We start from the raw sequence: 11,523 nt of genomic DNA, 5'->3' as shown, positions 1-11,523 counted from the left end.
CGGCGATCGCGGCCGCCTCGGTCGCGCCGCGCGCTTCGGCGACGACGCCCCTGAGCCTCACGGGCGGCCGGGCGAAGGCGCGCGCGATGTACTCGCCGCCGAGCCGGCCGGACTTGATCTGGTAGCGGCCGTGCGCGCCGAGTTGAACCTCCGGTGCGGCCGCCTTCGACGCGGCGACGCCCTTCTTCGGCCGGGCGGCGCCGAACACGTCGTCGGCGCGGGCCCTGGTCTTCGCTTTCATGGCTTCTCCCTTCTGGTTGTCTCGTTGGGCGCGCCCGCGGTTCTTGCCCGGGCGCCAGCCTGCATCTTCGGGCGGACAAGCCGCCGGTTCAGGCCCCGGACGAGGTGTCCTCGTCGTCGGGCCGTCGTCCGGCCTCGCGTTCGAGGCGGATCGCCTTCAGCCGTTCGGCCTGGTCCCGCCGCGCCTCGGCCTCGCTGCGGAGGATGTCGCGGGCGGCGCGGTCCGTGGCGGCGAGGTTCGCCTCCTGCCGCGTCGGGCGCCGGTGATCGTCGCTGGAGGAACCGGACATGGATCGCGCACCTTCGCCGGCCGGAGGGGCGTGCCCGCGTCCGGCCGGCGGCGGCGGAGGTGCGGGCTTTGGGGGTGCGGGGCAGCGCCTGCCGTCCCGCACCTTGCGTCGCGGTCAGGCGAGCGCGAGGTTCGTCGCGCTCTCGCGGCCGTCGCGGCCGGATTCGACGTCGAAGGTCACCTTCTGGTCATCGGCGAGGCCGGTGAGGCCCGCGCGCTCGACGGCGGAGATGTGGACGAAGACGTCCTTGCCGCCGCTCTCGGGCTGGATGAAGCCGAATCCCTTGGTGGAGTTGAACCATTTCACGGTGCCATTGGCCATGTCCGTGGTCTCCTGTTCTGGATGCTGCCCGCAGGACGCGGCAGCCCGGCAAAGTCAGTCTGGATCGATCAACTGAGAGCCGGATGAACGGAAGCAGAGGTTCGAATAGAAAAACAATCGCTTGGATGATATGGGGACGAGGGCGCGCCGGAACAAGGGGCGCCGCGCGATCCCGGTGGCTCACGCCGTCCGCGCGCGTTCGGCGATGGCGAGGCCCGCCGCGACGCCCGAGGACCAGGCCCACTGGAAGTTGTAGCCGCCGAGCCAGCCGGTCACGTCGACCGCCTCGCCGATGGCGTAGAGGCCGGGAACGTCCCGCGCCTCCATCGTCCTGGACGAGAGCGCGGCCGTCGAGATGCCGCCCGCCGTGACCTCGGCCTTGGCGTAGCCCTCGGTCCCCGTGGGCGCGAGGCGCAGCGCCGACAGCACCCCGGCCGCCGCCTCGAGATCGGCGTCCGAGGCGTTGGCCAGTTCGCGCGAGAGCCCGATGCGCGCGGCCAGCGCCTCGGCGAGGCGCGCGGGCAACAGGCGGGCGAGCGCGGCCTTGAGCTGCGCCCGCGGCATCTCGCGCCGCGCCTCCCTGAGCCGCGACAGCGCGTCGGGCAGCACGCGGAGCGAGACCTCGTCGCCCGGCGTCCAGTAGGAGGAGACCTGGAGGATCGCGGGCCCCGAAAGCCCCCTGTGGGTGAACAGCGCGGCCTCCTCGAAGGAGACGTTTCCCACGCGGGCGACGGCGGGGAATGCGACGCCGGGAATGGCCTTGAGGTCCGCGTCCCCCTCGCCCAGCGTGAAGGGCACGAGCGCCGGGCGCGGCGTCACCAGCCCGAGGCCGAAGCGCCGCGCGATGTCGTAGGCCACGCCCGTCGCGCCCATCTTGGGGATCGACGGCCCGCCCGTGGCGATGACCAGCGCCGCCGCACGGGCGCCCGCGACGCGGAAGCGCCCGTCCGCGTGCCCGATCTCGCCGATGGGGGTCGAGAGCCGCACCTCGACCCCGCCCTTGCGGCATTCCTCCATCAGCATCGCGACGATCTGCCGGGCCGAGCCGTCGCAGAAGAGCTGCCCCAGCGTCTTCTCGTGCCAGGCGATGCCGTGGCGCTCGACCAGCGCGAGGAAATCCCACTGGGTATAGCGGCTGAGCGCCGACTTGGCGAAATGCGGGTTCTCGGAGAGGAAGTTCTCCGGCCCCGTCCCGGTGTTGGTGAAGTTGCAGCGCCCGCCGCCCGAGATGAGGATCTTCTTGCCCGGCTTCTCGGCGTGGTCGATCACGAGGACGCGCGCGCCCGCCTGCCCGGCGGTCGCCGCCGCCATCAGCCCGGCGCCCCCAGCGCCGAGGACGATCGCGTCGTAGTCCCGTTCCGCCATTCCCGCGTGCCGCCCCGCTTGTTCCGGCGCGCCAATCCCGCTACGCCGCCGCCATGTTGTCCTATCAGCACAGTTTCCACGCGGGGAACATGGCCGACGTGCACAAGCACGCGCTTCTGGCCGCCATGCTGGACTACCTGACGCGCAAGGACAAACCGCTCAGCTACATCGAGACCCATGCCGGGCGCGGCCTCTACCGGCTCGACGCGGCCGAGGCGCTGAAGACCGGCGAGGCGGCGGCGGGCATCGGGCGGCTGGCCGCGGCCTTCCCTGCGGAGCACCCCTACGCGCGCTGCCTCGCCGCGATCCGCGCGCGGCACGGGGCGACGGCCTATCCCGGCTCGCCGCTGATCGCGGCCGAGATGCTGCGGCCGGGCGACGCGATGCACCTGGCCGAGTTGCATCCGAGGGAGCACGCGGCGCTGGCGGAGGTCATGGCGCCTCATGGCGCGCAGGTGCTCCGCCGCGACGGGTTCGAGGCCGCGCGCGCGCTCTGCCCGCCGACGCCCCGGCGCGGGCTGATCCTGATCGACCCGTCCTGGGAGGTGAAGGAGGATTACGCCACCGTCCCGAAGCTGATCGCGAAGCTCCGCGCCAAGTGGAACGTCGGCGTCGTCGCGCTCTGGTATCCGCTTCTCGTCTCGGGCGCGCATGAGGCGATGCTGGCGGAGCTCATGGCGCAGGACCCCGAGGCGCTCCGCCACGAGGTCGTCTTCGGCCCGGCGCGCGAGGGGCACCGGATGGTCGGCTCGGGGATGTTCGTGTCGAACCCGCCCTGGGGCCTCGCCGGGGAGGCCGCGCGCATCGGCGCGATCTTCGCGGCGCTGCCGACTGCCCCTCAGTCCTGAGTCGGCGCCACGGTGTCGACCGCCTGCGCCCGGGCTGAGACGGCCATTGCCGAACCCGATCCGCATCCCGCCACCCCGAGGGCGCGGGACGGCCGGGCCGAGCGGCATCAGCGCGTCGGGGAGGCCGTGGCCCCGCCCCCTCGGCCCCGAGCGAGCACCGCCATGAGGTCGCGCACCCGCGCCGCGTTGTCGGGCGCGTGCCTCCCGTCAGGGCCGAGGAGGTTGTTCTCGAAGCCGATCCGCATCTTGCCCCCCAGCGCCTCCGCCGCGACGAGGCATTCCGTCTCCGCCGCCCCGAAGGCGCAGGCGGCCCAGTCGAGCCCGGGGCCGAGCGGCGCCAGCGCGTCGAGGAAGCCGCGCAGCTCCTCCGGCCGCCCGTCGCGCGGCGGCGCATAGGCGCCGAGGACGAAGATGCACTGGACCGGCGCGGGCAGGTGGCCCGCCGCCACCCAGGACGCCAGGCGGGCGGCGTCGCCCGCATCGTAGAGGATGTGCTGGACCGCGATCCCCGCCTCCTCGGCCCAGGCGTAGAAGCGGCGCGCCTCGGCGTCCGGCGTGTCGTCCGTCACCATCTCGCGCAGCGCGACGGAGGCGCCCTCGGGCAGGACCTCGCGCAGGACGGCGCGCTGGGCGGGCGGCGCGAAGAGTCCGGCGGCCTCGGTCGTGATCTGCACCGGCATCGCGGGAACCTCGCGCGCCATCTCGGCGAGAAGCTCGCGGTAGAGGCCCGCGTCGAGGCTGTGCCGCCCCTCCGCGTCCCGGACATGGGCGTGGAGCGCGCCCGCCCCGGCCTCGAAGGCGGCCTTCGCGGCGGCGACGGTCTCGGGGATCGTCACGGGCAGCGCGGGGTGGTCGCGCTTCGTCCGCCGCGCACCGTTCGGCGCCAGCATCACGCGCGGCAGGGGCTTGAGCGGGCTCATCGCGCGAGCGCGGCCCCGAGCGCGCGGGCGAGCTTGTCGACCAATTCCCCGATCTGCGCATCCTCGATGATGAAGGGCGGCGCGATCAGGACGTGGTCGCCCGCGCGCCCGTCCACGGTGCCCCCCGCCGGGTAGACGATCAGCCCCTCCGCCATCGCCGACGACTTCACGCGGGCATGAAGCTTGAGCCCCGGATCGAAGGGCCGCTTCGTGTCCCGGTCCTCCACCAGTTCGATCCCGCGGAAGAGGCCCCGGCCGCGGATGTCGCCGACATGCGGATGCTGGCCGAAGGTCTCGCGCAACGCGGCCTCGAGCTTCGCCCCCTGCGCGCGCACGCGCGGAACGAGGCCGCCCTCCAAGATCCGGCGCACCACCGCCTCCGCCCCGGCCGCGGCCAGGACATGGGCGTGGTAGGTGTGCCCGTGCATGAAGCTGCCCGACCCGCCCGCGATGGCGTCGTGGACGCGGGCGGAGGCGAGCATCGCGCCGACCGGCACGTAGCCCGCCCCGAGGCCCTTGGCGATGGTGACGATGTCGGGCGCGATGCCGTCCTCCTCGCAGGCGAAGAAGCGGCCCGTGCGCCCCATGCCGCACATCACCTCGTCGAGGATCAGGAGGACGCCGTGGCGGTCGCAGATCTCGCGGATGCGGCGGAAGTAGCCGGGCACGGCGGGAACCGCGCCCGCCGTCGCGCCGACCACGGGCTCGGCGATGAAGGCCATGACGGTCTCGGGGCCGAGGCGCTCGATCTCGGCCTCGAGCGCGTTCGCGGCGCGCAGGCCGTAGTCCTCGGGGCTCTCGTCCTCGCGCCGTTCGCGGTATTCGAAGCAGGGCGCGATGTGGTGCGTCTCGATCAGCAGCGGCGCGAACTTCTCGCGCCGCCAGGCATTGCCGCCGGCGGCCAGCGCGCCGAGCGTGTTGCCGTGGTAGCTCTGGCGCCGGGCGATGATCCGGTGGCGCCCTGGCTGCCCGATCTCGAGGAAATACTGCCGCGCGAGCTTGATCGCGGCCTCCACGGCCTCCGACCCGCCGGAGAGGAGATAGACCCGGTCGATCCCCTCGGGCGCGTTCGCCACGAGGAGGTCCGCGAGCCTCTCGGCGGGCTCCGAAGTGAAGAACCCGGTATGCGCGAAGGCGAGGCGGTCGAGCTGTGCGTGGATCGCGGCGCGCACCTCCGCATCCGAGTGGCCGAGACAGGAGACCGCCGCCCCGCCCGACCCGTCGAGATAGGCGCGCCCCTCCGCGTCGTGGAGGTAGCACCCCTCCCCCCGCACGGCGGTCGGCAGGCGCGCGGGACCGCGGCCGAAGACATGGCTCATCGCGTCACTCCCCCCGGACGACGAAGACGGACTGGCTGGCGTGCCGCACCACGCGCGCGGCGTTCGGGCCGAGGAGGTAGTCGGTCAGCTCCGGCCGGTGCGAGGCCATGACGATGGCATCCACGCCGAGCCGGTCGGCGGCGGTGATGATCTGCTCGTAGACGCGCCCGTGCATGACGTGGGGATGGACCTCGATCCCGTCGGGCACGTTCGCGGCGACCCAGGCGCCCAGTTCCTCGCCGACCTTGTGCATCGCCTTCTTCTCGAACCCCGCCTCGAAGTAGCTGCCGACGACCGACATGCCGAAATCCGGCACCACGGTCAGGACGTGCAGGACGCCCCCCGCCTCGGCCTGACACAGGCGGAGCGCGGCGGGAAGCGCCTTCTGCCAGCTTCCGGGCACCGAGAGGTCGATGGGCAGGAGCACGGTCTCGAACATCGTCGCGGTCCTCGTCGTGTGGCCTCAGAAGGCCGGTTTCGTCTGGCGCCGCCGCTGGAGCAGGATCACCCCGCCGAGGAGCAGCAGCGCCGGGATGTAGAAGACCTGCGCCGGCAGACGGTCGCGCGGGATCTGCACGGAGGCGAGCGTCACCGGCTCCTCGGCGTAGAAGTCGAAGTCGCGCAGCGTCTCGGCGATGTCGGTCCCGAACATCGGCTCGTCGAGGCGCGTGGTTTCGCCCTCGGGCATCAGGAGGAGGCCGGTATTGGCCAGCCGCTCGGCCGCCGTCGCGCCCTCGGGGTAGACGACCACGGTGGTCTCGGCCGTCTGCCCGGTGTTGAAGTCGGGCCCGCGGATCAGGAGGCGCAGGCGGTCGCCCTCCTCCACCTCGCCGAGCAGGGTCTCGAACTCGGCCTCCGGCACGCTGCGGAACGGGTCCTGCACCATGTTGAGCCAGACGTTCGGCACGAAGAGCGTGAAGGCCACGAGGAGGAGCGCGGCACTCTCCCAGATCCGCGAGCGGGCGAGGAAATAGCCCTGCGTGGCGGCGGCGAAGAGCAGCATCGCGAAGGTCGCGACGACGAAGACGAGGATCGCCTGGAGGATGCCCTCGAACGTCCCGAGGTCCACGCCGTAGAGGATGAGCGTCGGGTTGTAGATGAAGAGGAACGGCAGCGCGACGGTCCGCAGCGAATAGAAGAACGCGGTGAAGCCGGTGCGGATCGGATCGCCCCCCGAGACGGCGGCGGCCGCGAAGCTCGCCAGTCCCACGGGCGGCGTCACGTCGGCCATGATCCCGAAGTAGAACACGAAGAGATGCGCCGCGATCAGCGGCACGATCAGACCCTCCTGCGCGCCGAGCGTCACCACGACCGAGGCCATCAGCGAGGAGACGACGATGTAGTTGGCCGTCGTCGGCAGCCCCATCCCGAGGATGAGCGAGAAGAGGCCGACGAAGACCAGCATGAGGAAGAGGACGCCCATGGAGAGCTGCTCGACGAGGCCGGCGAGCTCGGTGCCGATGGGCGTGCGCGTCACCGTCGCCACGATGATGCCCGCCGCCGCCGTCGCGACGCCGATGCCGATCATGTTCCGCGCCCCGGTGATCAGCCCCTCCAGAAGGTCGCCGAGGCCCGCCCGGAACTCGGCCGCGATGCGCCCGCCCTCGCCCCGGAAGAGCGCCTTGAGGGGCCGCTGCGTGACGATGATCCCGATCATCAGCGCGACCGCGAAGAAGGCCGAGCGCGCCGGGCTCTGGCGTTCGACCATCAGGAACCAGACGAGCACGACGATCGGCAGCACGTAGTGCAGGCCGGTGGCGTAGATGTCCTTGACCTGCGGCAGCACGATCTCCTTCGCGTTGGGGTCGTCCGCCTCGAGGTCGGGCCTCCGCGCCGCGACGGCGACGAGCCAGAGGTAGACCGCGCCGAGCAGCGCCAGCATGATCGGCCCGCTCAGGTCCGGGACGGTGTCGCGCAGGAAGCCGACGCCATAGATGAGCGCGGTAAAGCCCGCCCCCGCGACCGCGAAGCCCAGGAAGAACTTCACGATCATGCCGACGAAGGACTTCGCCTCGCCCAGCGCCGGCATGTCCTTCTTCAGCGCCTCGAGATGCACGATGTAGACCAGAGCGATGTAGGAGATCACCGCCGGGATGAAGGCGTGCTTGATCACCTCGACGTAGGAGATGCCGATGAACTCCACCATCAGGAAGGCGGCCGCACCCATCACCGGCGGCATGATCTGCCCGTTCACGGAGGAGGCGACCTCGACCGAGCCCGCCTGCTCGTTGGTGAAGCCCACGCGCTTCATCAGCGGGATGGTGAAGGTGCCCGTCGTCACGACGTTGGCGATGGAGGAGCCCGAGATGAGGCCGGTCATGGCCGAGCCCACGACAGCCGCCTTGGCGGGCCCGCCGCGCAGGTGGCCGAGGCCCGCGAAAGCCAACTTGATGAAGTAGTTGCCGGCCCCCGCCTTGTCGAGGAGCGAGCCGAAGAGCACGAAGAGGAAGACGAAGGCCGTCGAGACGCCGAGCGGGATGCCGAAGACCCCCCCGGTGTCGAGCCACTGCGCGTTGATCAGCGAGCGGAACGACAGCCCCTCGTGGGCGATGAGGTCGGGGATCAGCCAGCCCTGCCCGAACCAGGCGTAGAGCAGGAAGAGCGAGCCCACGACGGTCAGCGCCGGGCCGAGCGCACGGCGGCTCGCCTCCAGCAGCACGAGGAGGCCGATGGCGCCGATCACGATCTGCGGCTGCGTCGGCAGGCCCGAGCGCGCGGTCACGGCCAGCGTGTCGGAGAACCAGAAGACGTAGAGCGTGCAGAACCCGCCGATCAGCAGGAGCAGCCAGTCCGTCACCGGCACCCGGTCGCGCGGTGAATTCTTGAAGGCCGGATAGGCGAGGAAGGCCAGCACGATCGCGAAGAAGAGGTGCAGGGGCCGCGTCTGCGAGGAGTTCATCACCGGCAGGTATTCCGCGAACCACAGCATCGGCTGCGCGATCCAGAGCTGGAACAGCGACCACAGGAGCGCGAGCCCCGCGATCAGCAGCGCGACGGGCCGGCTGCGCGGCGCGCGGGCGCCGGAATCCGTGGAGGCGACGAGATCCTGGAGTTCCTCGTCGCTGAACCTGCGCCCCTCGCGCCCGTCGTCTTCCGCCATGTGCCGTCCCGTCCCTTCCTGCGTGTGGAACCGGGCGGGGACCTGCCCGCCCGGAACCCTGTCCGTCCGTCAGGAGGCGACGGTCACTCGATCAGGCCGGCCTCGCGGAAATAGCGCTCGGCCCCCGGATGGAGCGGCGCCGACAGGCCGTCATTCGCCATTTCCTGCGGGTCGAGGTTGGCGAAGGCCGGGTGCAGGCTGCGGAACTGGTCGATGTTCTCGAAGACCGCGCGGACGACGGTGTAGACCACCTCCTCGGGCACGTCCGCCGAGGTGATGAAGGTCGCGCCGACGCCGAAGGTCGTCGTGTCCTCCTCGTTGCCGCGATACATGCCGCCCGGGATCGTGGCGACGCGGTAGAAGGGATTGGCCTCCACCAGCGCCTGCGTGGCCGCGTTGTCCACGTCCACCAGCACCGCGTCGCAGGCCGTCGTCGCCTCCTGGATCGAGCCCGAGGGGTGGCCGACGGTGTAGATCATCGCGTCGATGTTGTTGTCGCAGAGCGCCTGGCTCTGCTCGGCGGCCTGGAGTTCGGAGGCGACGGCGAAGTCGTCCATCGTCCAGCCCATCTCCTCCATGAGCACTTCCATCGTGCCGCGCTGGCCCGAACCCGGGTTGCCCACGTTGACGCGCTTGCCCTGAAGGTCCTCGAAGGTCTCGATGCCCGCGTCGGCGCGCGCCACCACGGTGAAGGGCTCGGGATGGACCGAGAAGACGGCGCGCAGGCCCTCGAAGGCGCCCTGGTCCTCGAACTGCGACGTGCCCTGGTAGGCGTGGTACTGCCAGTCCGACTGCGCCACGCCGAACTCGAGCTCGCCCGAGCGCACGGCGTTGATGTTGTAGACCGATCCCGCGGTCGACTCGACGCCGCAGCGGATGCCGTGGTCCGCGCGGTCGCGGTTCACGAGGCGGCAGATCGCGCCGCCGGTGGGGTAGTAGACGCCGGTGACGCCCCCGGTCCCGATCGCGATGAACGTCTCCTGGGCCGATGCCGCGCCCGCGCCGAGCGCCGCGCCCAGGGCGATCATACCGCCCGCCAGATGCTTCTTCATGATCATCTCCCTTTTGCTTCTTATTTGCTGATGCCAACCAAATGAAACGGATTCTTGCAAGAGGTCAAGTTTTTGAAGCATATGTTTCATATGACAGCGACCCCCGACACCCCGGAGCGATCCCTCGACGACCTCAGCCGCAGGCTCGCGGAGCTCGTGGAGCAAGGCACCCCGGCGATCGCGGGCTTCGCCTCCTGGGCGCTCGAGCACCCCGAGGAGATGGCGTTTCATTCCGTCCGGGGCCTCGCGAAGCTGTCGGGGGCCAACGTGAACACGGTCTACCGCCTGTCGCTGGCGCTGGGATTCCCGGGCTTCGAGGAGTGCCGCCGCGCCTTCCAGGCGGCGCTGCGGCGGCGCGGCGGCGTCTACGGCGCGCGCGCCGCCCGCCTGAGCGCACAGCCCGAGGGCGCCCGGATCGAGCGGCTCAGGACCGCCGCGCAGGCCAATCTCGACGCCCTCTTCGCCGAGGACACCGTCGCGCGGATCGGCGAGGCGGCGGCGCTCCTCCTCCGGGCGCGGCGCATCCACTGCATCGGGGTGCGCAGCTGCTTCTCGCTGGCGCATTACTTCGCCTACACGGGCGGCATGGCCTTCCCCCATTTCGAGCGCATGCCGACCGAGCCCGGCGGCATCGCCGACCGGCTCGCCCATGCCGGCGAGGGCGAGGTCGTCGTGCTCATCACCTTCTCGCTCTACTCGGCCGAGGTGATCCGGGCGCACCGCGCCGCGCGCGCCAAGGGGCTCGACGTGATCGCCATCACCGACCGCTACACCTCGCCCATCGCCGGGGGGGCGCGGCTGGTCTTCTGCCTGCCGATGGAGGGGCCGCAGCCGCTGCCCTCGCAGGGCGCGGGCTTCACCCTCGTCGAGGCGATCGTCGACGAGATGGTGGCCTCCGATCCCGGCGCGCCCGCGCGGATCGCCGAGTTCGAGCGGCAGCTACTCGAACTCGGCAGCTACGTCGCAGGCGGCGAGGCCTGAGCTCCGGCCGGGGTCGACTTGCCGGACGGCGGATGCCGGACTGACGCCGCGTGATCCCGGAACGGATCGGGGGTTTCGCGGCTTGTCCTTCGAACATGCGGGCCCGGCGCACCCTGCGCAACGCGCCGTCATGAAACCGAAAGAGACGATGGCGGGCCTCGATCCAACGGCTGAACGATTATCCGCGCCCACGGCGCGGCAGGCACGCGCGCGCCCCGACGCCGACGCGCGCTTCGGGCGTGTCGGCAAGATCCTGCTCTGGGCGGTCACGCTGCTTCCGGTGCTCCTCTTCGTCGTCTTCGCGGCGAGCCAGCGCACGGAGACGCTGCGCAGCGGCGAAGCCTCGGTCGGGCGCACCATCCAGATCCTCGAGGAGCACGCGCTGCGCGTATTCGAAGCGCAGGAGCTCATCATCGCGCAGGTCGACCAGTATCTCGGGACCATGACCTGGGAGGAGATCCGGTCCTCGGAGGAGGTGCACGTCTTTCTGCGTCAGGTCGCGGCGGGCAGCCCGCACGTCGACGGCCTCTGGCTCGTGCCGCCCGACGGACGGACGGCCAACAGCGCGGATTTCTTCCCCTTCCCCGACGTCTACGTGGCCGACCGCAGCTATTTCCAGGCGCTGGAGGAGCGCGACGAACTGCACTTCGGCGAGATGATCGTGGGGCGGACCAAGGGCACGCTGAACTTCAACATCAGCCGCCGCCGCGCGCCGAGGGACGACTTCAACGGCATCATCCTCGTCACCGCGTCGCTCGACTACTTCACCGAGTTCTGGGAACAGACGACCGAGGGGCGCTTCGTCGCGGGCATCTTCCGCGAGGACGGCGAGATCCTCGCGCGCCACCCGATGCTCGAGCGGGTTCCCGACCGCCTCGGCCCCGGCTCGCCCCTGCTCGGCCGGATGGCCGTGGCGGACGACGGCGTCTATGCCTCGGTCTCGTCGATCGACGGCCGGAGCCGGATCTACGGCTATTCCCGCATCGGCGACACGCCGCTCTTCGTGGGCTACGGCCTCTCCTACGAGCGGGTTCTCGCGGCCTGGCGGCGGGAGATGCTGCCGATGGGGCTGATCGCGCTGCTTGCC

At 71.3% G+C, this 11,523-nt stretch carries 12 protein-coding genes; 3 read left to right on the top strand and 9 right to left on the bottom strand.

Annotated features, from left to right (window positions below):
* The 4 genes from ACTS11_RS20750 to ACTS11_RS20735 form a co-directional block, all read right to left on the bottom strand.
* A partial coding sequence (locus ACTS11_RS20750) for a hypothetical protein (protein WP_442642184.1) occupies window positions 1–241 on the bottom strand: 241 nt, incomplete at its 3' end.
* An 88-nt stretch (window positions 242–329) separates the two neighbouring features.
* Entirely contained in the window at window positions 330–530 is a 201-nt protein-coding gene (locus ACTS11_RS20745; RefSeq protein ID WP_442642183.1) for a hypothetical protein, read from the bottom strand.
* A 114-nt stretch (window positions 531–644) separates the two neighbouring features.
* On the bottom strand, window positions 645–851 hold the full coding sequence (locus ACTS11_RS20740) for a cold-shock protein (RefSeq protein ID WP_442642182.1): 207 nt from the start codon (window positions 849–851) through the stop codon (window positions 645–647).
* Window positions 852–1,031: 180 nt separating this feature from the next.
* On the bottom strand, window positions 1,032–2,216 hold the full coding sequence (locus ACTS11_RS20735) for an NAD(P)/FAD-dependent oxidoreductase (RefSeq protein WP_442642181.1): 1,185 nt from the start codon (window positions 2,214–2,216) through the stop codon (window positions 1,032–1,034).
* A gap of 53 nt (window positions 2,217–2,269) precedes the next feature.
* On the opposite strand from ACTS11_RS20735, the gene ACTS11_RS20730 reads away from it, so the two are divergent.
* Window positions 2,270–3,064, top strand: coding sequence for a 23S rRNA (adenine(2030)-N(6))-methyltransferase RlmJ (locus ACTS11_RS20730; protein WP_442642180.1), 795 nt, complete (start codon window positions 2,270–2,272; stop codon window positions 3,062–3,064).
* 107 nt (window positions 3,065–3,171) lie between these two features.
* On the opposite strand, the gene ACTS11_RS20725 is transcribed toward ACTS11_RS20730, so the two are convergent.
* From ACTS11_RS20725 to ACTS11_RS20705, 5 genes are all read right to left on the bottom strand, one after another.
* The gene (locus ACTS11_RS20725; RefSeq protein WP_442642179.1) at window positions 3,172–3,984 is read right to left on the bottom strand and encodes a 3-keto-5-aminohexanoate cleavage protein; all 813 of its coding nucleotides are present in this window, start codon (window positions 3,982–3,984) and stop codon (window positions 3,172–3,174) included.
* On the bottom strand, window positions 3,981–5,303 hold the full coding sequence (locus ACTS11_RS20720) for an aspartate aminotransferase family protein (protein ID WP_442642178.1): 1,323 nt from the start codon (window positions 5,301–5,303) through the stop codon (window positions 3,981–3,983). Before ACTS11_RS20720 ends, ACTS11_RS20725 begins: the two co-directional genes overlap by 4 nt.
* A gap of 4 nt (window positions 5,304–5,307) precedes the next feature.
* Window positions 5,308–5,742: a universal stress protein gene (locus ACTS11_RS20715; RefSeq protein ID WP_442642177.1), complete on the bottom strand. Its 435-nt coding sequence runs from the start codon at window positions 5,740–5,742 to the stop codon at window positions 5,308–5,310.
* Window positions 5,743–5,766: 24 nt separating this feature from the next.
* The gene (locus ACTS11_RS20710) at window positions 5,767–8,403 is read right to left on the bottom strand and encodes a TRAP transporter permease (protein ID WP_442642176.1); all 2,637 of its coding nucleotides are present in this window, start codon (window positions 8,401–8,403) and stop codon (window positions 5,767–5,769) included.
* Between the two features lie 83 nt (window positions 8,404–8,486).
* On the bottom strand, window positions 8,487–9,455 hold the full coding sequence (locus ACTS11_RS20705; RefSeq protein WP_442642175.1) for a TAXI family TRAP transporter solute-binding subunit: 969 nt from the start codon (window positions 9,453–9,455) through the stop codon (window positions 8,487–8,489).
* Between the two features lie 90 nt (window positions 9,456–9,545).
* Between ACTS11_RS20705 and ACTS11_RS20700 the strand changes: the two genes are divergently transcribed.
* Window positions 9,546–10,436 carry a MurR/RpiR family transcriptional regulator gene (locus ACTS11_RS20700; protein WP_442642174.1) on the top strand — a complete coding sequence of 297 codons (891 nt, stop codon included), beginning with the start codon at window positions 9,546–9,548 and terminating at the stop codon, window positions 10,434–10,436.
* 130 nt (window positions 10,437–10,566) lie between these two features.
* Window positions 10,567–11,523, top strand: a 957-nt coding sequence (locus ACTS11_RS20695) for a hypothetical protein (RefSeq protein ID WP_442642173.1), incomplete at its 3' end; no start/stop codon positions are given.

The sequence above is a fragment of the Roseicyclus sp. genome, from assembly GCF_052168335.1.
In the GTDB taxonomy this organism is placed as follows: Bacteria; Pseudomonadota; Alphaproteobacteria; order Rhodobacterales; family Rhodobacteraceae; genus Roseibacterium.
This window is presented reverse-complemented; position numbering and strand designations above follow the sequence as displayed.